Genomic DNA, 20,991 nt, shown 5'->3' on the forward strand with positions numbered 1-20,991 from the left:
ACATGACCGACCGCTCCGCTACGTCCCCCCCTGACGCGCCGCCCGTTTCCAAGGACATCGGCGTGCTGCGGCCGGGCTGGGGCTACGCCAGCGTGTCCGACAAGATCGCCGGCCTGGTGCTGGAGCGGCCGGTGCGGTGGCCCTGGCTCAGCGCGTTCCTGCTGACTTTTGCTGGCATGGCCGTCTTCATCGGCGGTACGGCGTGGCTGTTCGTGAAAGGCGTGGGCATCTGGGGCGTCGACATTCCGGTGGCATGGGGCTTTGCCATCGGCAACTTCGTCTGGTGGATCGGGATCGGCCATGCGGGGACCTTCATCTCGGCGTTCCTGCTGCTGCTCCGTCAGCAGTGGCGCACGTCGGTGAACCGCTTCGCCGAAGCCATGACGCTGTTTGCCGCCGCCATCGCCGGCCTGTTCCCGATCCTGCACCTGGGCCGGCCGTGGTTCTTCTACTGGCTGGTCCCCTACCCCGACGTCATGAACGTCTGGCCGCAATGGCGCAGCCCGCTGGTGTGGGACCTGTTCGCGATCGGCACCTACCTGATCGTCTCGCTGCTGTTCTGGTATGTCGGCCTGATCCCGGACCTGGCCACGCTGCGCGACCGCGCGTGCCTGCGCGGCCGGCGGCGCACGGCCCAGGCCTATGCCGTGCTGGCCTTGGGCTGGCGCGGCGACGCACGCCACTGGGCGCGCTACGAAAGCGCCTACCTGCTGCTGGCCGGACTGGCGACACCGCTGGTGATCGCGGTGCATTCGATCGTGTCGCTGGACTTCGCCATCGGCAACACGCCGGGCTACCACTCGACGATCTTTCCGCCGTACTTCGTCGCCGGCGCGCTGTTCTCGGGCTTCGCCATGGTGCTGACCATCGCCATTCCGCTGCGGCGCATGTACGGGCTGGAGGACTTCATCACCACGCGGCACCTGGCCAATGCGGCCAAGATCATGCTGACCGTGAGCCTGATCGTCGCTTATGGCTACGCCAGCGAGATCTTCACGGCGTTCTACAGCGGCGACCGCTACGAGATGTTCCTGTTCGAGAACCGCTGGACCGGCCCGTATGCGCCGGTCTACTGGGCGATGATTACCTGCAATGTGCTCGCGCCGCAGTGCCTGTGGTGGCGCCGCGTGCGGCACAGCCCGCTCGCGCTGTTCGTGCTGAGCCTGGTCATCAACACGGGCATGTGGATGGAGCGGTTCCTGATCGTGGTATCGAGCCTGCACCGCGATTTCCTGCCGTCGTCATGGGGCATGTTCTATCCGACCTGGTGGGACTGGATCATGCTGGCGGGCTCCATCGCGATGTTCGCCTGGCTGTTCCTGGTCTTTATCCGCTGCCTGCCGGTGATTTCGATCGCCGAGATGCGCGAGCTGGTCCTTGCCAGCGCCAGGGAGCGGCCATGAACCAATACGGCGTGCTGGCCGAATACCGCACCGGCGCCGCCCTGCTCGCCGCGGCACAACGCGCGCGCGCGGCCGGCTTCACGCACCTGGAAGCGTTCACGCCGTATCCGGTCGAGGGGCTTGCGCAAGCCATCGGCATGGCGACCGACCGCATGCCGCTGATCTGCCTGCTCGGCGGGCTGGGCGGCGGGCTTGGCGGGTTCCTGCTGCAGTGGTATGCCGCGGTGATCGATTACCCGATCAATATCGGCGGCCGCCCGGCCGGAAGCTGGCAGATGTTCGTGCCCGTGACGTTCTCGCTGACGATACTGGGCGCGGCACTTGCCACGGTGATCGGCATGCTGGTGGCAAACCGGCTGCCTCGCCTGCGGCATCCGCTATTCGACGCGCCCGATTTCGAACAGGCGTCGCGGTACCGCTTCTTCCTTTGCATCCGTCCGGAGGCGGCGCAGGCCACGGCGGCCCGCGAGCTGCTGGCCGCAACCGCGCCGCTGCGCCTGAGCGAGGTGCCCCAATGATGCCGCTGCGCCTGCTCCGCTACGTCGCCGCCACGTGCATGCTGGCCGCGCTCGGCGCCTGCGAACGCGCCCGCCAGGACATGTACGACCAGCCCAAGTACAAGCCGTTCGCCCGCAGCGACCGCTTTGCCGATGGCACTTCCGCGCGCCCGCGTCCCGACCATTCGGTACCGGTGCCCGGCGGCCCCTTCGCCGCCATGTCGAGTGGCAGGGACCAGGACTGGCCCGGCGCGGAAAATCGCGCGCCGCTCACGCTGCAGCAGTTGCAGCGCGGACGCTCGCGCTACGAGATCCATTGCGCGCCTTGCCATAGCCCGACCGGCGACGGTGACGGCATGGTGGTCCGGCGCGGCTTCCCGCATCCGCCGTCGTTCCACAGCGACGCGCTGCGCAGCGCCACCGACGCGCGGCTGTACGACGCGATCACCCATGGCAGCGGCCCGATGGCGCCCTATGCCGCGCAGTTGCCGCCGGCAGACCGCCGCGCCGTGGTGGCATACATCCGCGCCCTGCAGTTGAGCCAGCATGCGTCCGCCGCGCGCCTGACGGCCGACGACCTGCGGCACCTGGACAACGGCGTGCAACCATGAGCGCGCACGTCGTCGCGACGATCCTGGCCCTGTACCTGTGCGCATGGTGGTGCTGCATCGGCATCGTGCTGGGCGGGCTGGCCATGGTCTGGATCCACAACCTCAGCGGCGGCGCCTGGGGCGAGGCGCTGCGCGCGCCGCTGCTGGACCTGGCGCGCCATACCTGGCTGCTGGCGCTGCTGTTCGTGCCCGTGCTGGCCGGCACGGCCTTCCTGTATCCGTGGGCCGCCGACGCCGCGCTGGGGGTCCACCGCTGGCCGCATGAAATCGCCGCCGGCGACGCCACCTTCAAGTCGATGTGGCTGACACCGCTGGGCTTCGTGCTGCGCGGCGTGGCCGTGCTCGCGATCTGGATCGTGCTGGCGGCCATGAGCCGCTCCGCGCGCTGGACGCGCTCGGCGCGGTTCGCCGCGGTGGCGCTGATCGTCTATGGCATCACGGTGAGCATCGCGGCGGTCGACTGGATCATGTCGCTGATGCCGCTCTGGTATTCGAGCGTCTTCGGCCTGCTGCTGGCCACCGGGCAAGCGTGCGCCGGCCTGGCCTTCGGCACCTGGCTGGCCGCGCGGCACGGCGCCGCGCCGCAGGTGCTTCAGGATCTGGGCAACCTGCTGCTGACAGCCGTCATCACCTGGGCCTACCTGGCGTTCACACAGTACCTGATCATCTGGGCGGAGGATCTCCCCCATGAGACCGCCTGGTACCTGGTGCGCCGCCATGGCTTGTGGCCGGTGCTGGCGTGGGCGCTGGCGCTCGGCCATTTCGCGCTGCCGATGCTGGCGCTGCTGTCGCGGCGCCTGAAGCGCTCGCCGGCCATGCTGGGCGCGGTGGCGGCATCGCTGCTCGTCATGCATGCGTTGAACGCATTCTGGCTGGTATTGCCCTCGACCGGCGCCGGAGGCCAGACATGAGCCGCGTCCGCCAGGCCCGCCATGTGAGCCTGCGTGCCGTGCTGGCCGGCGCGGCGGTGCTGCTGGTCTCGATTGCGCTTGCGCTCCTGCTGGGCGGCCTCTACGAACGTCACCTGAATCCCGTGGGCCGGCTCGACACGCCCACACCGACCACGCCGGAGGCCACGCTGCCGCTATCGCAGAGCGCGCCGCAATCCGAACGCGAGCGCTACGACGCGGAGAAGCAAAGCGTGCTCAACGGCTGGGGCTGGGTGGACCAGCGCGCGGGCATCGCGCGTATCCCCGTGGAGCGGGCCATGGCCCTGATGGCCGCGCCCGCGTCGGAGCCGGCGCCATGACGCGCCCGTGGCTCGGCATCGTCCCGGCCGCCTGCCTCGCGCTGTGCGCGCAGGCCGGCCCGCTCGCGCTGCCGGCTCCGCCCGACATGGCGTTCGCGCCCGTCCCGGGCCGGCAGGTGCCGCTCGACCTCGTCTTCCGCGACGACGACGGCGCACCGGCGCGCCTGCGCGACTTGTCCGCGGATCGGCCGGTGATTCTGGTACCCGGCTACTACCATTGCGCCAACCTGTGCAGCACCGTCATGGATGGCGTGCTCGAATCGCTGGCGCAGGCCCGCCTGCCGCGCGGCGCGTGGCGCGTGGTCGCGTTCAGCATCGACAGCGGCGAAACCGCGTCCGTGGCGGCCGCGAAGAAGCAGAGCTATGGCGCGCTGGTCGCGGCATCCGGCGGCAACCTGCATATGCTGACCGGCGACGCCGCGGCGATCGGCGCGCTGACGCAGGCCATTGGCCTGCGCGCGTCGCGGGTCGCCGGTTCCGGCGAGATCGCGCATCCGGCCGGCTTCGTCGTGCTGACGACGGACGGCCGCATTGTCCAGGCCTTCAATGGCGTACGGTTCGATGCGACGGCCCTGCGCCACGCCATCGAGCAGGCATCGGCCGGCAAGGTCGGCTCCCCCGCCCAGCAATGGCTGATGCGCTGCGTCCACTTCGACCCGCGTACGGGACGCTACACGGTGACCATCCTCGATGGCATCCGCGCGCTGTTCCTGGGCGCGTTCGCCACGCTGGCCGGCTGGTGGCTGTGGCACAGGCTGTGGCACAGGCTGTGCCACAGCCTGTGCCACAAACGGCGGCGTCCATCATGAACAGCAGCTTCCACCTGCTGCCCGAGAGCGCGTCGCTGGCGGCCGGGCGCTATGACACCCTGATGCTGTCGCTGACCGCGCTGCTGGCCGTGGTCGCGCTGGCGGTGCTCGTGCTGATCGCGGGGTCCGTGATCCGCTACCACGAGCGCCGTCCGGCGGACCGCAGCCATCCACCGCTGTCGAACAAGCCGCTGGAGATTGCCTGGACCACGATCCCGCTGCTGATCTTCCTTGGCATCTTCGCCTGGGGCGCGCATGACTACACCCTGCTCGCGCGCGAGAGCGCGGGCGCGCTGCCCGTCACCGTCGTGGCGCGCCAGTGGATGTGGAAGCTGGAGCACGCCAACGGCAAGCGCGAGATCAATGAACTGCACGTCCCGCTGGGCCAGGCCGTCCAGCTGACGATGACTTCGCAGGACGTGATCCACAGCTTCTATGTGCCGGCATTCCGCATCAAGCAGGACGTGGTGCCGGGCCGCTACACCACGCTGCGCTTCACCGCCACGCGCGCGGGCGTGTACCGGCTGTTCTGCGCCGAATACTGCGGCACCGACCATGCCGCCATGCAGGGGCGCATCGTGGTGATGCCGCCCGCCGAGTTCGCGCGCTGGCTCGATACGGACGTGGGCCCGGAAACCACGGCGGCGCGCGGCCGTGCGCTGTTCCAGCGCCTGGGCTGCGCCGCCTGCCATGACGCCGGCGCGACGGTGCAGGCGCCGCGCCTGGACCACCTGATGGGCAGCACGGTCACGCTGCAGGACGGCCGCACCGTGACCGCCGACGCGGCCTATGTGCGCGACGCGATGCTGACCCCGCGCAAGGACATCGTCGCCGGCTATGCGCCCATCATGCCCACCTACCAGGGCCAGATCGACGAGGAAGACATTGTCGCCATCATCGAATACCTGCGCACCACAGGAGCCGCCAATGGAAGCCCAGGTCGCTGAACGCGCCAGCACCGTGGCCGAGCCCGATTACCTGGGCGACGGATTCTCGCTCGGGTCCTGGCTCGGCTCGACGGACCACAAGCGCATTGCGTGGCTGTACATGGCCTCGATCACGCTGTTCTTTTTCATCGGCGGCGCCGCCGCCACGCTGATCCGGCTGAACCTGGTTACGCCGCAGGGCCACCTCATGCAGGCCGACACCTACAATCGCCTGTTCACCGCGCATGGCGTGATCATGGTCTGGCTGTTCCTGATCCCGTCGATTCCTTCGGTGCTGGGCAACTTCCTGGTGCCGCTGATGATCGGCGCGCGCGACATGGCGTTTCCGCGCCTGAACCTGGCGAGCTGGTACCTGTACGTGGCCGGCGGCCTGCTGACGCTGGGCGCGATGATCGCGGGCGGCGTCGATACCGGCTGGACCTTCTACACGCCGTACTCGACCATGTTCTCGAACAGCCACGTGGTGCTGACCCTGGCCGGCGTGTTCGTCACCGGCTTTTCGTCGATCCTGACCGGGCTCAATATCATCGTCACCGTGCATACGCTGCGCGCGCCCGGCATGACCTGGCTGCGCCTGCCGCTGTTCGTCTGGGCGGCCTACGGCACCAGCCTGATCCTGGTGCTGGCCACCCCGGTGCTGGCCATGACGCTGTGCCTGGTGGCGCTGGAGCGGCTGGCCCACATCGGCATCTTCGACCCCGCGCTGGGCGGCGACCCGCTGCTGTTCCAGCACCTGTTCTGGTTCTACTCGCACCCGGCCGTGTACATCATGATCCTGCCCGCGATGGGGGTGGCCAGCGAGATCATCCCGTGTTTCGCGCGGCGCCCGGTATTCGGCTACCGCGCCATGGTGTGGGCGATCGTCGGCATCGCTAGCCTCGGGTTCCTGGTGTGGGGCCACCACATGTTCGTGAGCGGCCAGTCGTACCGCGCCAGCGTGACCTTCTCGCTGCTGAGCTTCCTGGTGGCCATACCTTCGGCCATCAAGGTCTTCAACTGGACCGCCACGCTGTACAAGGGCAGCATCCGCCTGTCCGCGCCGATGCTGTATGCGCTGGGCTTTGTCGGGCTCTTCACCATCGGCGGCCTCACGGGGCTGGTCCTGGCCGCACTGGCGCTGGACGTCCACCTGACCGACACCTACTTCGTGATCGCGCATTTCCACTACATCATGGTCGGGGGCTCGGTCATGGCCTATCTTGGCGGCCTGCATTTCTGGTGGCCCAAGATGACGGGCCGCCGCTATCCCGAGATCTGGGCACGCATCGCGGCGGTGGTCATCTTCTTCGGCTTCAACCTGACCTTCTTCCCGCAGTTCCTGCTCGGCTTCGAGGGCATGCCGCGCCGCTATCACGCCTATCCGCCGGAATTCCAGGTGCTCAATATCCTGTCGTCCGCGGGCGGGTCGATCCTGGCGATCGGCTACCTGATGCCGCTGGTCTACCTGATCCATTCGCTGTTCCGCGCCGAGCGGGCGCCGGCCAACCCGTGGCAGGCCACCGGGCTCGAATGGCAGACCACGTCGCCGCCGCCGACACGCAACTTCACGCAGGTGCCGAAGGTGCAGTGCGACGCCTATCTCTACGATCCGGTCTCGGGCAAGGAGACGCCGCAATGAGGGCCCCGCCGTTCCAGTTCGACAGCACCGGCCAGCAGGCGGTGGCGGCGCGGCTCGGCATGTGGGTCTTCCTGGGCACCGAGCTGATGTTCTTCGGCCCGCTCTTCGTCGGCTACTACTTCGTCCGCACGACCGACCCGGCCTCGCTCGCGCTGGCCGCGCGGCACACCGAGCTGCTGCTCGGCACGCTGAATACGTTCGTCCTGATGACCAGCAGCCTCGCCATGGCGATGGCCGTATCGGCCGCGCGGGACGGCCGCCAGCGTGCCGCCGTGCGCTGCCTGTGGGCCACGGCGGCACTCGGACTGGCCTTCCTGGTCATCAAGACGTGGGAGTATGCGAAGGACATCGCCGGCGGCTTTGTCCCGGCCAATGCTTCCGGCGCGGGCGGGCCGACCGGGCAGATGTTCCGCCTGCTCTACTACGCCATGACGGGCCTGCACGCCATCCACCTTTGCATCGGCATCGGCCTGGTGGTGATGTTCGCGCTGGCGATGCAGCAGCGCCGGCCGCTGGCGGCCGACCCAGGTCATTCAGGGCGCGTAGAGATCGTCGGCCTGTACTGGCACTTTGTCGACATGGTCTGGCTGTTCCTGTTCCCGCTGCTCTACCTTCCGGGAAGGAGTGGCCCATGAAGTCCCCCAGCCATCGCACGATGCAACCCGAAACGCGCCACCAGCTCGGTGTCTGGGCGAGCCTGATGGGGCTTCTGGCCATTACCGTCGGCACGGCCTTTCTTCGCCTCGGTCCGTGGAATCTCGTGATCAACCTCGGCATCGCCGCGATCAAGGCCATGCTGGTCGCCATCTTCTTCATGCACCTGGCCCGCGCCAGCGTGCTGCTGCGGATTGCCTGCGCGGTGCCGGTGGCGATCCTCGCGATCCTGTTCGTGCTGGCGCATGGCGACTACGCGAGCCGCGCCAAGGTGCCCGCGGCGTGGCAGTTGCCGCCGCGCGCTTCTACCGGACGCTAGTGTCCTGAACCAGGACACTAGGGCCCTTCCGCCGCGTGTGGTCCGACCAGGTCGTTGCAAAGACGCCAGAGCACGGACGTGGGCAATTCGTCGCCGGCCGGCCGCCATGCGGCCAGTGCATCGTCCTGGATGCAGACCGTGTTCCACCACGTGGTGAGTTCCGCCTGGCTCCATGCGCGGCGCGCGTCGATGGGGACGTCCGCCAGCATCTGCCTGACACGTTGCCGGAATTCGGTATCGCTGAGCATGTGCATTCTCCTGCTTGGATGGCCTGGACCGCGGGCCAGCCCACCCACGATTCGCGACGGGGGAAAGACGCTTTTCGGGCGTCGCGAACTGGCTGCGCATCGGTGGATGTCTTCGTCAGGCATTACCGCCACCGCATGCAAGATATATCCCACCGTGATGCGTTGCGCAGGATGCCTTGCGCTGCGCATGCGCGGACCGCTTGTCCGCCACATCGCGCCAACGGCGGATGCAATCCTTACCGGAATGCGCACTTTCTACGCGGCGGTGGCCCATATATCGCAGCGACGGATGTGCTGCGCCGAATTCGCGGGGGGCCGCTCCCGAGAACCGGCATGCGTGATGCATGGCTGTGTCACAGACGACGGAGGCAAACCATGGCAATGACCGTTTCTGACTTCGTGCTCAAGCGCCTGCGCGAATGGGGCGTGCGGCGCGTATTCGGCTATCCCGGCGACGGCATCAACGGCCTGATGGGCGCGTTCGGCCGTGCCGGCAACGAGCCCGAATTCGTGCAGGCGCGCCACGAGGAACTGGCCGCCTTCATGGCCTGCGCCCATGCGAAGTTCACCGGCGAGGCCGGCGTCTGCCTGGCCACATCGGGTCCGGGCGCGATCCACCTGCTCAACGGCCTGTATGACGCGCGCATGGACCACCAGCCCGTGGTGGCGATCGTTGGCCAGCAGAAGCGCGCGGCACTGGGCGGCGATTACCAGCAGGAGGTCGACCTGACCACGCTGATGAAGGACGTGGCGCGCGACTTCGTGGAAATGGCGACCGATCCCGCGCAGATGCGCCACCTGGTGGATCGCGCCATGCGCATCGCCATCGAGCGGCGCACGGTCACCTGCATCATCATCCCGAACGACGTGCAGGAACTGGCGGCGGTGCCGGTGCCGCCGCGCGAGCACGGCACCGTGCATACGGGCATCGGCTACACCGCGCGCGCGAAGGTGCCGCAGGAGCCGGACCTGCGCCGGGCCGCCGAGGTGCTCAACGCGGGCAGCAAGGTGGCGATGCTGGTGGGCGCCGGCGCATTGCAGGCCACCGATGAAGTCATCGAGGTGGCGCGCCGGCTCGGCGCTGGCGTGGCCAAGGCCCTGCTGGGCAAGGCCGCCGTGCCCGACGACCTGCCCTTCGTCACGGGCAGCATCGGCCTGCTCGGCACCAAGCCAAGCTGGGAACTGATGAACGGCTGCGACACCTTGCTGATGGTGGGCTCCGCCTTTCCATACTCCGAGTTCCTGCCCGCGGAGGGCAAGGCACGCGGAGTCCAGATCGATATCGACGGGCGCATGCTCAACCTGCGCTACCCGATGGAAATCTGCCTGGAGGGCGACAGCGCCGCCACGTTGCGCGCGCTGCTGCCGCTGCTGAAGCAGCAGCCGCTCGCATGGCAGCAGGAGGTCGAGCACAACGTGGCCGAGTGGTGGCAGGTGCTGGCACAGCGCGCGGCCGCCAAGGCGGAGCCCATCAACCCGCAGCGCGTCTTCACGGAACTGTCCGAGCGGCTGCCCGATGGCTGCATCCTGACCTGCGACTCGGGCTCCGCGGCCAACTGGTATGCGCGCGACCTGAAGATACGGCGCGGCATGATGGCATCGCTCAGCGGCGGGCTCGCGACCATGGGCCCGGCCGTGCCGTATGCGATTGCCGCCAGGTATGCGCACCCGGACCGGCCCGTGATCGCGATGGCCGGCGATGGCGCCATGCAGATGAACGGCATCAACGGGCTGATCACGATCTCGCGCGACTGGAAGCGCTGGTCGGGCGGGTCGCTGACCATCATCGTGCTGAACAACGGCGACCTGAACCAGGTCACGTGGGAGCAGCGCGTTATGGAAGGCGACCCGAAGTTTGCCGCGTCGCAGGACCTGCCGCCGTTCGGCTATGCCGCGTTCGCGCAGCTGCTCGGCTTGCAGGGCATTCGCGTCGACCGGCCCGAGTCGATCGGCCCGGCCCTGGACCAGGCATTGGCCGCCACCGTGCCCACGGTGCTCGAAATGGTCACGGACCCCAATGTGCCACCGCTGCCACCGCATATTTCGGTGAAAGAGGCGCGTGCCTATCTATCCGCCATGCTGCATGGCGACGCCGATGCGGGCGGCACCTTGCGCGCCACCTTCCGGCAGGTGTGGGAATCGCTGACCGCGCCGTCGAAGCGGCACGCCGAGAAGGACTCCACGCCGTGACCCGCGCCCGCCCCGCGCCGATACGGTCCGTCGAAGCCCGGGCCTATCGGATTCCGCTGCCCGCCGCGGAATCCGACGGCACGCTGGAGTGGGACCACACCACGCTGGTGGTCGTGCATGCCACGGCCGGCGGCGTGCGCGGTTGCGGGTATGGGTACTCCGACCAGGCGGTCATACCGATCATTGCGCAGATCCTTGTGCCGCGCGTGCTCGGCACCGATGCGATGGCCACCAACGCCAACTGGCGAGCGATGACCGGCGCGGTGCGCAATCTCGGTGTTTCGGGCCTGTGCGCGCAGGCGATCTCCGCCGTCGATATCGCGCTGTGGGACCTGAAGGCGCGGCTGCTCGACGTGTCGCTGATGCAGCTGCTCGGCGCGGCGCGCACGTCGATTCCCGGCTATGCGAGCGGCGGCTTCACGAGCCTGACGCCCGCGCAACTGCGCGAGACCGGGCGCGCCTGGCGCGATGCCGGCTTCACGCGCGTCAAGATCAAGGTGGGTCGCCACCCGGCCGACGATCCGGCGCGCGTTGCCACGATGCGCGACGCGGTCGGGCCGGACGTCGAAGTGTTCGTCGATGCCAATGGCGCCTACACGGTCGCGCAGGCGCTGCACATGGCGGAACGGTTTGCACAGTCCGACATCTCGTGGTTCGAGGAGCCCGTGTCCTCCGACGATATCTCGGGCCTGCGCGAAGTGCGCGAGCGCACGCCCCCGGGGCTGGCTGTCGCGGCCGGCGAGTATGGCTTTACCGGCGACGATTTCCGGCGGCTGCTGGAACCGCGTTGCGTCGATGTCCTGCAGGCCGACGCGACGCGCTGCGGCATCACGGGCTGGCTGCGCGCGGTGAATCTTTGCGAAGCCTTTCACGTCCCGCTTTCCAGCCATTGCGCGCCGGCGCTGCATGCGAGCCTGTGCTGCGCGGCTTCGGCGGCGATCCACGTCGAAGTGTTCGAGGATCATGCGCAGATCGAACAACGGTACTTCGACGGCATCCCCGCACTGCGCGACGGCAGTCTCCATCCGCATGCCGACCGGCCCGGGCTCGGGCTGCACTTCAAGGAAGGGGATGCGCGATGCCACCTGGCCTGCTAGCGTCCGGGCCCGGCGAAACGTTCGCCGCCCTGGAGCAAGACCTTCGCGATACCGTCGACGCCGAAGTGCGTTTCGACGCGGGCAGCCGCGCGCTCTATGCGACCGATGCATCGAACTACCGGCAGGTGCCGATCGGCGTGGTGATACCGCGCAGCGTGCAGGCCGTCATCGATACCGTGGCCCTGTGCCGGCGGCATGGCGCGCCGGTGCTGTCGCGCGGCGGCGGCACCAGCCTGTGCGGGCAGACCTGCAACGTCGCGGTGGTGCTCGACTTCTCGAAGTACCTCAACCGCATCCTTGCCATCGATCCGCAGGAGAAGACCGCGCGCGTGCAGCCGGGCGTGGTGCTGGACCGCCTGCGCGATACCGCCGAACGCCATCACCTGACGTTCGCGCCGGACCCCGCCACGCATACGCACAATACGCTCGGCGGCATGATCGGCAACAACTCGTGCGGACCGCATTCGGTCATGGGCGGCGAGACCATCCGCAACGTGATCGAACTCGACATCCTGACCTACGACGGCACCCGGCTGACCGTCGGCGCGACCACGCCGCAGGCGTGGGACGCGCTGGCCGCACGGACCGACCGGGTGGGCGAGATCTACCGGCACCTGCGCACGCTGCGCGATGACTTCCAGGACGACATCCGCCAGCATATGCCGCGGATTCCGCGACGGGTCTCGGGCTACCCCCTGGAAGCGCTGCTGCCCGAGTACGACGGCAATATCGCCCACGCGCTGGTCGGCACCGAAGGCACCTGCGTGGTCGTGCTCGAAGCCAAGCTGCGGCTGATGGACAGCCCGCGCGCGCGCACGCTGATCGCGCTCGGCTATGCGGACGTCTATCACGCCGCCGACCACGTGCTGGACGTCATGGACGCCGGCCCGATCGCCGTGGAAGGCATGGATGACCGGCTGATCGGCGACATGAAGGCGCTGCACATGCACCCCGACGATGTGGCGCTGCTGCCGGAAGGCAACGGCTGGCTGCTGGCGGAATTCGGCGGCGACGACAAGGCGCAGGCCGATGGCAGCGCGCGCAAGCTGATGGATGCCCTGAAGGCCGGCAGCGACCCGCCTTCGATGAAGCTGTTCGACGACCCCGGCGAAGAGCAACTGATCTGGCGCGTGCGGGAATCCGGCCTTGGCGCCACCGCCCACGTGCCAAACCAGAAGATCACGTGGGAAGGCTGGGAAGACTCGGCCGTCCCGCCGCGGCACCTGGCCGAGTATCTGCGCCGCCTGCGCGAGCTGTTCGATCAATACGGCTTTGCCTGCGCGCTGTACGGCCACTTCGGCCAGGGGTGCGTGCATACGCGCATCGACTTCGACCTGGAAACGGCGCAAGGCATCGAGACCTGGCGGCGCTTCCTGGACGACGCGGCGCACCTCGTCGTGAGCCTGGGCGGCTCGATCTCCGGCGAGCATGGCGACGGCCAGTCGAAAGCCGACCTGCTGCCGATCATGTACAGCGAGCGGCTCATGCGCGCCTTCGGCAGGTTCAAGCAGATCTGGGACCCGCTCAATCGCATGAACCCCGGCAAGGTCGTCAATCCATTTCATGTCGACCAGAACTTGCGGATCGGGACGGACTACAACCCGCCCGAGCAGCCGGTCTATTTCCACTACACGGCGGACGGCGGCAGCTTCCCGCGGGCGATGCTGCGTTGCGTCGGCGTGGGCGAGTGCCGCAAGAACAAGGGCGTGATGTGCCCCAGCTATATGGCGACGGGCGAGGAAAAGCATTCGACGCGCGGGCGTGCCCGCATGCTGTTCGAGATGCTGAAGGGCGAGGTGGTGCAGGACGGCTGGCGTTCGGAGGCCGTGCATGATGCGCTCGACCTGTGCCTGTCCTGCAAGGGCTGCAAGGGCGAATGTCCGGTGAACGTCGACATGGCGATCTACCGTGCCGAGTTCATGGCGCATTACTACGAGCGCCGGCACCGGCCGCGTGAGGCATTTGCCTTCGGCCTGGTCGACCGGTGGACGCGGATGGGCCTGCATGCCCCGGGCCTCGCCAACCTGCTCACGCATGCGCCGCTGTTCTCGCAGGCGGCGCACAAGCTGGCCAACGTGGCGAGCGAGCGCGAGATTCCGCGCATCGCGAACCAGTCGTTCCGCGACTGGTTCGCCACGCGGCCGCGCGCGGCTCCGCACGGGCGCCGCGTGATCCTGTGGCCGGACACCTTCACCAACGCCTTCGAGCCGGCGATCGCACGCGACGCCGTCGCCGTGCTGGAAGCCACGGGACACGATGTGCATATCCCGCGCGAGCCGGTGTGCTGCGGACGGCCGCTCTACGAGTACGGCATGCTGGACCGGGCGCGTGCCTATCTGCGCGACGTGCTCGACATGCTGGCCGACGATATCCGCCGCGGTACGCCGGTGGTGGTGCTGGAACCCGCCTGCCTGTCCGTGTTCCACGAGGAAATGCGCGAGTTGCTCGGCGGCGACGAACAGGCCATGCGCCTGCGCCGGCAGGCGTTCCTGCTGCCCGACTTCCTGTGCCAGCAGGATTCCCTGCGCGGCCTGCGCACGCTGTCAGGCAGCGCGCTCGTCCACCTCCATTGCCATCATCGCTCGCTCTGGAAGGGCGACGGGGAAGAACAGGTACTGCGCGCGCTCGGCGTCGACCCTACCGTGCTGGATTCGGGTTGCTGCGGCATGGCGGGGTCGTTCGGATTCCTGCCGGAAAAACAGGCGGTATCGGATGCTTGCGCCCAGCGGACCCTGATCCCCCGCATCCTGGCGAAAGACGCGCAGACCATGGTCGTGGCTGACGGCTTCAGTTGCCGCCTGCAGATCCGGCACCACGCGGGCGCGCATGCGCTTCATATCGCCCAGATGCTGGCGCGAGCACTGGAAGGCTGATCGCGAAACGTTCAGAACGAATCCCTTCTGAACACCGTGGCGAGCGCAGGGCACGCCACCTACACCTGGACACGTTGACATGAAGCCTGTCGTTCATCACTTCCATTCCCATCCGCCACTCCACGGGACGCGGTATTACCTTGCGCTTGCAGGGGCCTTGTTCGCCGTCGGCGGCATTTACGCAGCACTTTTCGTCGCTTTTTAGCGGGGCTTTCTCCGCCGGGCACGAGTTGTGTTGCAGACTGCTTATTTCAGCATTTAATTATGCTGCGTCGCGATACTGTCCATTTCGAACACTACAATTAAGACAATGCCGGTCAGACGCCGCTTGGTTGCCGCCAGTCGCCTGGTCCAACCAGCATCCAAACCCGCGGGAGCGGGTTTTTCTTCGCGTAATCCCCGCGATACCGCAGGTGAAGGAACCGCCATGCCTCAACTGTTCACTCGGACGCAGATGGAGTTAGAAGAAGAAGACGAAGAAAGGATCGAAGATCGCAGCGTTCTGGCGCGCGCGGCGCGCACTATCGCAGCCAGCAGGCAGCTACTGGAGCGCCTTGGTTCGCTCGGCCCAGTGCAGCCATCGGACCAGCACGGAGCCCGCCTGCAGCAGACGCCGTCCCAGCCCGTGCCCGATGTCAAGGAGCCCGGGGCCCAGCGGCATGGCGAAGAATGCACGCCTGACAAGGGCGCACAGCCTCGGTGCCCATCTGTCGGACATCCTCCGATACCGGTCCTCTGCGTCAAGAGCTATCACAAGAAAAGAGAGCAGCATCTGCATGGAGCGCATCATGCACGCAAGACTGGCGGCGCGGAATATCGAAGAGGACCTCAGGGAGCTGGATGAGACGGCGCGCTCCATCGAGCGTCTCGGAGCGCGCATTCAAGCGCAGGAAAGACGGATTGCTGCGCTCAGGCGCGATGGCATAGAAACCGGGAGCGCGGAGGAAATTCGCGCCAGGCTATGTGACAGCCTCAAGGACATGGTCATGCATCGTGCGCTGATTTTGCATGCGATGACCTTTGGCACCTAAAGGAAATGCGGGCCGCCCGTTGCGCGGTCTGCGATAGCGGCGGGCCGCAAGTCCGCCGCCACCGCGCGCGGCGATCCGTACCTCTCAAGCGCTGATTTCCCGGGCGTTCAACGAAACTCCCCGGCCTCCGTCCTTCCTTGCTTCAAAACAATGCTTGACCAATCCGATTCTTTGGCCATAATTGCAAACGTTTGCTGCAAACGTTTGCAAGGAGAAGAGCAATGGAGACGCAACAAGGCACCGCCCCTCTTCGGCTGATCGAAGACGAGCATTCCGTCACCCAGATCGTCCAGGCCGCCATGGCGCAGACCAGCAGTCCGCGCTTGCGCCTGGTGATGGGCCTGCTGGTGCAGCACCTGCACGATTTCCTGCGCGAGGTCCGCCCCACTGACGAGGAATTCGAGCAGGCGCTGGAATTCATTGCCGCACTGGGGCACGCCACCCACGCGACCAACAATGAAGTCGTGCTGGCCGCCGACGTGCTGGGCCTGTCGACGCTGGTGACGGTGATGAACAACAGCACCCGGGACGGCCGCACGCCGGGCGCGCTGCTGGGCCCGTTCTATCGCGCCAACGCCCCGCGCTATGGCTGCGGCGACTGCGTGGTGCAGGACGACGCGCCGGGCCTGCCGCTGTTCGTGCGCGGCACCGTGCGCGGTACCGATGGCGCGCCGCTGTCCGGCGCGCTGGTGGAAATTTGGCAGGCTTCTCCGGTCGGCCTGTACGACAACCAGGACCCGCGCCAGCCCGACCGCAACCTGCGTGGCTGCTTCCATACCGACGAGCAAGGCGCCTACCACTTCCGCACCGTGCGCCCGGCCGGCTATCCGGTGCCGACCAACGGCCCGATCGGCACGCTGCTCGACGCGCAGCAGCGCCATCCGTACCGGCCCGCGCATATCCATTTCATCGTCGCGGCGCCGGGCTATCGCACGCTGGTGACGCAGGTGTTCGTGGACGAGCCGCAAGCGCTGGAAACCGACGTGACCTTCGGCGTGCACCGGCAGCTCGTGGGCCATCTCGAACACGTCGAACATGGCCAAAGCCCCTGGGGCAACCTGCCCGCCCCGTTCTACACGCTCGATTTCGATTTCACGCTCGAACCCGGCGAACAGACCTTCCCGAAGCCGCCGATCGACTGACCCACCGCCCCTTTCAACGCAGCCCGACTGAATACCATGAGCCTTTCATCCCTCTCCGGCAAGGTTGCCGTGATCCTCGGCGGTACCGGCGGCATCGGCCTGGCCACCGGCCATGCGCTGGCCCAGCTTGGCGCCAGCGTGGTCCTGACCGGGCGCCTGCGCGACAGCGCGGACAGCGCGGCCGCGTCGCTGCCGGCCGGCAACCACCTGGGCGCCGTGGCCGAGATCGGCGACACCGCGTCGCTGAACGCGCTGGCCGGCGAAGTCAGCCACCACTACGGCCGGATCGACATCCTGGTCAACACCGCCGGCTTCACGCGGGCCATTCCGCACGCGGACCTCGACGCGCTCGACGATGCCCTCATCGACGAACTGTTCGCCATCAACTGGCGCGGCCAGTTCGCGGCCGTCCGCGCATTCGCGCCGCACCTGCGCGCCCATGGCGACGGGCTGGTGGTCAACGTCGGCTCCATCGCGGGCCGCACGGGCCAGGGCAGCAACGTGGCCTACTGCGCGGCCAAGGCCGGGCTGGATGTCATGGCCGTGTCGCTGGGCCGCGCGCTGGCGCCAGCCATCCGCGTGCTGAATGTCTCGCCCGGCGTGGTCGACACGGGCTTCGTGCCCGGCCGCGACGACACCTTCAACGAGCGCGCGGCCAAAACCACGCCGCTGCGCCGTATCGGCCAGGCGCAGGACGTGGCCGACGCCATCGTCGCCTGCGCCACGTCGCTGCGCTTTGCCACGGGCACGACCATCGTCGTCGACGGGGGCCGCCAGCTCGGCTGATTGCCTTTTCGCTTTCCACACTATCGCCAACGCAACCATGCATGCACGCAAGACCCTCATCACCTGCGCGGTGACCGGCAATATCGTCACGCCCGAGCAGTACCCCAACCTGCCCGTGACGCCGGAGCAGATCGCCAACGCCGCGCTGGAAGCCGCCGAAGCCGGCGCCGCGGCCGCACATATCCACGTGCGCGATCCGGAGACCGGACGTCCGTCGATGTCGCTCGACTACTACGCCGACGTCATCGACCGCATCCGCAAGCGCCACCGCACGCTGATCATCAACCTGACCACCGGTCCCGGCGGCCGCTTCGTGCCGAGCGAGGACGAACCGCGCGTGGCCGCGCCGGGCACCACGCTGCTGCACCCGGCCAAGCGCGTCGAGCACATCGCCGCGCTGCGCCCCGATGTGTGTTCGCTGGACCTGAACACCATGAACTCGGGCGGCGACGTGGTCATCAACACGCCGGCCAATGTTCGCAAGATGGCCGCCGTGATCCGCTCGGCCGGCGTCATGCCCGAACTGGAGATCTTCGATTCGGGCGATCTGAACATGGCGCTGGACTTCATCCGCGAGGGCGTGCTCGACGGCCCCGGCCTGTGGACCTTCGTGCTCGGCGTGAAGTACGGCTTCGCGCCGACGCCGGAAACCCTCTTCTACGCGCGCAACATGCTGCCAGCCGGGGCGCACTGGTCGGCCTTCGGCATCGGCCGCGCGGAGTTCCCGATCGTGGCGCAGGCGTGGCTCGCGGGCGGGCATGTCCGGGTCGGGCTGGAAGACAACATCTACCTGGAAAAAGGCGTGCTGGCCCCGAACAACGCCGCACTGGTGGCCAAGGCGAGCGACATCGTCCGCTCGCTCGGCGGCGAGATTGCCTCGGCACAGGAAGCACGCCGCGTGCTCGGCCTGCGCGAAGCCTGAACCAACACCGCACAAGACAAGACACTGAAAAGGAAGAGACCATGAACACCATTCGCGTCAGCGAAAAAGCCGCCGGCATCGACAGCCTGCAACTGGAACTGGTGGGCGCGCCGCGCCCCGAGGCCGTGGACGGCCAGTGCGTGATCGAAGTGGCCAGCGCGGGCGTCAATCCCAGCGACGTCAAGGCCACGCTCGGACTGATGCCGCACGCGATCTGGCCGCGTACGCCGGGGCGCGACTATGCAGGCACGGTGGTTGCCGGCCCGAACGGCATGGTCGGCCTGCAGGTATGGGGCAGTGGCGGCGAACTGGGCATCCGCCGCGACGGCACGCATGGCAGGTACCTGAGCGTGGCCGCGCAGTCGGTACGCGAAAAGCCGGCCACGTTGTCGCTGCTCGAAGCCGGTGCGGTCGGCGTGCCGTTCATCACCGCCTATGAAGGCCTGCGCCGCGCCGGCATGCCGAAGCCCGGCAGCACCGTGCTGGTGTGCGGCGGCAACGGCAAGGTCGGCCAGGCGACCATCCAGATCGCCACCGCGCTGGGCGCGCGCGTGTTCGCCGTCGAGCGCACCGCGGAGCGCTATCGCGGCCACGCCAGCGGCCCGGTGCGCATGATCGACGCAAGCAGCGAATCCATCGCCGCGGTGGTACGCGACGAAACCGGCGGGCATGGCGCCGACATTGTCTACAACACGGTCGGCAGCCCGTACTTCGAGCAGGCCAACCAGGCCATGGCGATCGGCGCCGCGCAGATCTTCATCTCCACCATCGAGCGCCCCGTGCCGTTCGATATCTTCACGTTTTACCGCGGCCAGCACACCTATGTGGGCGTCGACACGCTGGCGCTGGACAGCAGTGCGTGCGCGGGCATCCTCGACCAGCTCGCGCCGATGTTCGCGTCCGCCGCGTTGAAGCCGTTCCCGGTGCTGCCCGAGTACACCTACGCGCTGGCTGACGCCGCCGACGCCTATCGCGCCGTGCTGCAAGGCGCGGCCGAACGCGTGGTGCTCAAGCCATGAACACGACCCGCTTCGCGCAGGCGCCGGCGTACTTTCCGCCCAACCACGACGGCATGCATTGCGTGCGCCTGCAGGGGCATGAGGCCGGGCCGTCCGAGTCGCTGTGGCTGGGCGTGTCGGTGCTGCTGCCCGGCGGGCACACCAGCATGGATGCCTCCGCCGTCGAGAAGCACTACGTCGTGCTTGAAGGCGAAGTCTGCCTGCGCACGCCGGACGAGACCGTCACGCTGCAGCAGTTCGACTCGGTGCGGCTCGCGCCGGGCGAAGCGCGGCAGGTGTCCAACCCGGGCAACCGCCCGGCGATGCTGCTGCTGGCCATGCCGTACCCGAAAGCGTGAACCAGTAGCCATAACAAGCAGCAAGCAGTACGTAGCACGCAGTATCCGGCGCCACGGCATGGCGCCGTCCCCGCGCATTGCGGGGACTCTCTTCCATAACAAACATCAAAGGTAGGGGAGACAAACCCATGAAACGCGTTCCCATGCGAAGCGCGGCGCTGGCCGTGGCCGCATGCTGCCTGGCCGGCACGGCCCAGGCGCAGTCTTCGGTCACGATCTATGGCCGCATCAACACGGCGCTGGAGTATTCCAACGCCACCACCGCCACGGACGGCACGCACCTGGGCGGCACCGGACGGCTGACCAACAACCGCTCGGTATTCGGGCTGCGTGGCGAAGAAGACCTTGGCGGCACGCTCAAGGCGATCTGGCAGATCGAGAGCAACTTCTCGCTCGATACGGGCCAGGGCCAGATTGCCGGGCGCAATGACCGCATCGGGCTGCAGGGCAAGGCCGGCACCTTCTTCATGGGCCACTGGCAGACGCCGTATACCGAGGCGACGTCCGGCTACGACCCCTACTACCCGACCACCGCCGGCTACATGGCGCTGATCGGCAACGGGTCCACGTCGAGCTCCGACAACGTGCAGGACACCAGCTCGTTCGATCGCCGGCAGAAGAACATCATCGTCTACAAGACGCCATCGCTGGCGGGCTTCAGTGGCGCCGCGGCGTGGGGCATCAACGAGGAAAAGCTGACCGTGCCGCGCAATCCCGGCCTGTACTCGTTTTCGGCCGCGTATGACAACGGCCCGCTCAACGTGGTGCTGGCCTATGAGATCCACCAGAACTACCAGGTCCAGGGCCGCAATGACGACGCCATGAAGGCCGGCGTGTCGTACCGGTTCCCGACCACCACGGTCGCGCTGCTGTACGAGCGCCTGCACTACCGCACCGCCACCGGCGACCTGACGCGCAACGGCTACTACGCGTCGCTCGTGCAGAAGCTGGGCCCGGGCAGCGTTAGGGCAGGCTTCGCGCTGGCCAGCAACGGCGCCGGCAGCGCCACCGAGACCGTCGGCTTCTTCCGCAGCGGGGCGGATACGGGCGCGATGCAGTTCACCGTCGGCTACGACTATCCGCTGTCCAAACGTACCGCGCTGTATGCCTACTACAGCCGCATCCAGAACAAGAAGAACGCGATCTATGACTTCGCCATCAACGAACTCGGCGTGAGCGCCGGCGCGAGCCCGCAGACCTTTGCGCTCGGCATGCGCCACTTCTTCTGAATCCCCGGT

Annotated in this window: 21 protein-coding genes; 20 read left to right on the plus strand and 1 reads right to left on the minus strand. The window is 67.8% G+C overall.

Annotation, left to right across the window (positions count from 1 at the left end):
* The first annotated feature begins 2 nt into the window (after positions 1-2).
* Genes nrfD through AC3FKH_RS33020 form a run of 10 tightly spaced genes read left to right on the plus strand, consistent with a single transcriptional unit; the run spans position 3 to position 8,107 of the window.
* Positions 3-1,403 (plus strand): NrfD/PsrC family molybdoenzyme membrane anchor subunit, encoded by a 1,401-nt coding sequence (gene nrfD / locus AC3FKH_RS32975; RefSeq protein WP_488679794.1) that lies wholly within the window; start codon positions 3-5, stop codon positions 1,401-1,403.
* Positions 1,400-1,921, plus strand: coding sequence for a DUF3341 domain-containing protein (locus AC3FKH_RS32980; RefSeq protein WP_488679795.1), 522 nt, complete (start codon positions 1,400-1,402; stop codon positions 1,919-1,921). Before nrfD ends, AC3FKH_RS32980 begins: the two co-directional genes overlap by 4 nt.
* On the plus strand, positions 1,918-2,511 hold the full coding sequence (locus AC3FKH_RS32985; protein WP_483712345.1) for a c-type cytochrome: 594 nt from the start codon (positions 1,918-1,920) through the stop codon (positions 2,509-2,511). The genes AC3FKH_RS32980 and AC3FKH_RS32985 overlap by 4 nt, the downstream gene beginning before the upstream one ends.
* Positions 2,508-3,422 (plus strand): hypothetical protein, encoded by a 915-nt coding sequence (locus AC3FKH_RS32990; RefSeq protein ID WP_488679796.1) that lies wholly within the window; start codon positions 2,508-2,510, stop codon positions 3,420-3,422. The genes AC3FKH_RS32985 and AC3FKH_RS32990 overlap by 4 nt, the downstream gene beginning before the upstream one ends.
* Positions 3,419-3,760 (plus strand): hypothetical protein, encoded by a 342-nt coding sequence (locus AC3FKH_RS32995; protein ID WP_488679797.1) that lies wholly within the window; start codon positions 3,419-3,421, stop codon positions 3,758-3,760. The genes AC3FKH_RS32990 and AC3FKH_RS32995 overlap by 4 nt, the downstream gene beginning before the upstream one ends.
* Positions 3,757-4,569, plus strand: coding sequence for an SCO family protein (locus tag AC3FKH_RS33000; RefSeq protein ID WP_488679798.1), 813 nt, complete (start codon positions 3,757-3,759; stop codon positions 4,567-4,569). Before AC3FKH_RS32995 ends, AC3FKH_RS33000 begins: the two co-directional genes overlap by 4 nt.
* Positions 4,566-5,516 (plus strand): cytochrome c oxidase subunit II, encoded by a 951-nt coding sequence (coxB, locus tag AC3FKH_RS33005; protein WP_488679799.1) that lies wholly within the window; start codon positions 4,566-4,568, stop codon positions 5,514-5,516. The genes AC3FKH_RS33000 and coxB overlap by 4 nt, the downstream gene beginning before the upstream one ends.
* Positions 5,497-7,134 (plus strand): cytochrome c oxidase subunit I, encoded by a 1,638-nt coding sequence (gene ctaD / locus AC3FKH_RS33010; RefSeq protein WP_488679800.1) that lies wholly within the window; start codon positions 5,497-5,499, stop codon positions 7,132-7,134. Before coxB ends, ctaD begins: the two co-directional genes overlap by 20 nt.
* The gene (locus tag AC3FKH_RS33015; RefSeq protein ID WP_488679801.1) at positions 7,131-7,769 is read left to right on the plus strand and encodes a cytochrome c oxidase subunit 3 family protein; all 639 of its coding nucleotides are present in this window, start codon (positions 7,131-7,133) and stop codon (positions 7,767-7,769) included. Before ctaD ends, AC3FKH_RS33015 begins: the two co-directional genes overlap by 4 nt.
* Positions 7,766-8,107 carry a cytochrome C oxidase subunit IV family protein gene (locus tag AC3FKH_RS33020; protein WP_488679802.1) on the plus strand — a complete coding sequence of 114 codons (342 nt, stop codon included), beginning with the start codon at positions 7,766-7,768 and terminating at the stop codon, positions 8,105-8,107. Before AC3FKH_RS33015 ends, AC3FKH_RS33020 begins: the two co-directional genes overlap by 4 nt.
* Before the next feature lie 17 nt (positions 8,108-8,124).
* On the opposite strand, the gene AC3FKH_RS33025 is transcribed toward AC3FKH_RS33020, so the two are convergent.
* Positions 8,125-8,355, minus strand: coding sequence for a hypothetical protein (locus tag AC3FKH_RS33025; RefSeq protein WP_488679803.1), 231 nt, complete (start codon positions 8,353-8,355; stop codon positions 8,125-8,127).
* A 375-nt stretch (positions 8,356-8,730) separates the two neighbouring features.
* Between AC3FKH_RS33025 and AC3FKH_RS33030 the strand changes: the two genes are divergently transcribed.
* The 10 genes from AC3FKH_RS33030 (at position 8,731) to AC3FKH_RS33075 (ending at position 20,982) form a co-directional block, all read left to right on the plus strand.
* Positions 8,731-10,545, plus strand: a complete 1,815-nt coding sequence (locus AC3FKH_RS33030) for a thiamine pyrophosphate-requiring protein (protein ID WP_483712359.1) — start codon at positions 8,731-8,733, stop codon at positions 10,543-10,545.
* Positions 10,542-11,642: an enolase C-terminal domain-like protein gene (locus AC3FKH_RS33035; RefSeq protein ID WP_488679804.1), complete on the plus strand. Its 1,101-nt coding sequence runs from the start codon at positions 10,542-10,544 to the stop codon at positions 11,640-11,642. The genes AC3FKH_RS33030 and AC3FKH_RS33035 overlap by 4 nt, the downstream gene beginning before the upstream one ends.
* The gene (locus AC3FKH_RS33040; protein ID WP_488679805.1) at positions 11,624-14,515 is read left to right on the plus strand and encodes an FAD-binding and (Fe-S)-binding domain-containing protein; all 2,892 of its coding nucleotides are present in this window, start codon (positions 11,624-11,626) and stop codon (positions 14,513-14,515) included. The genes AC3FKH_RS33035 and AC3FKH_RS33040 overlap by 19 nt, the downstream gene beginning before the upstream one ends.
* A 776-nt stretch (positions 14,516-15,291) precedes the next feature.
* Entirely contained in the window at positions 15,292-15,546 is a 255-nt protein-coding gene (locus AC3FKH_RS33045) for a hypothetical protein (RefSeq protein ID WP_488679806.1), read from the plus strand.
* Positions 15,547-15,767: 221 nt separating this feature from the next.
* Positions 15,768-16,688, plus strand: a complete 921-nt coding sequence (locus AC3FKH_RS33050; RefSeq protein WP_488679807.1) for a dioxygenase family protein — start codon at positions 15,768-15,770, stop codon at positions 16,686-16,688.
* Positions 16,689-16,724: 36 nt separating this feature from the next.
* The gene (locus AC3FKH_RS33055; protein ID WP_488679808.1) at positions 16,725-17,474 is read left to right on the plus strand and encodes an SDR family NAD(P)-dependent oxidoreductase; all 750 of its coding nucleotides are present in this window, start codon (positions 16,725-16,727) and stop codon (positions 17,472-17,474) included.
* Between the two features lie 37 nt (positions 17,475-17,511).
* Positions 17,512-18,396 carry a beta-keto acid cleavage family enzyme gene (locus AC3FKH_RS33060; protein ID WP_488679809.1) on the plus strand — a complete coding sequence of 295 codons (885 nt, stop codon included), beginning with the start codon at positions 17,512-17,514 and terminating at the stop codon, positions 18,394-18,396.
* A gap of 41 nt (positions 18,397-18,437) precedes the next feature.
* Positions 18,438-19,415, plus strand: a complete 978-nt coding sequence (locus AC3FKH_RS33065) for a quinone oxidoreductase family protein (RefSeq protein ID WP_488679810.1) — start codon at positions 18,438-18,440, stop codon at positions 19,413-19,415.
* On the plus strand, positions 19,412-19,753 hold the full coding sequence (locus AC3FKH_RS33070; RefSeq protein ID WP_488679811.1) for a cupin domain-containing protein: 342 nt from the start codon (positions 19,412-19,414) through the stop codon (positions 19,751-19,753). The genes AC3FKH_RS33065 and AC3FKH_RS33070 overlap by 4 nt, the downstream gene beginning before the upstream one ends.
* A 128-nt stretch (positions 19,754-19,881) precedes the next feature.
* On the plus strand, positions 19,882-20,982 hold the full coding sequence (locus tag AC3FKH_RS33075; protein ID WP_488679812.1) for a porin: 1,101 nt from the start codon (positions 19,882-19,884) through the stop codon (positions 20,980-20,982).
* Positions 20,983-20,991 lie beyond the last annotated feature (9 nt).

It is taken from the genome of Cupriavidus sp. 21MJTG02-4 (genome assembly GCF_057798975.1).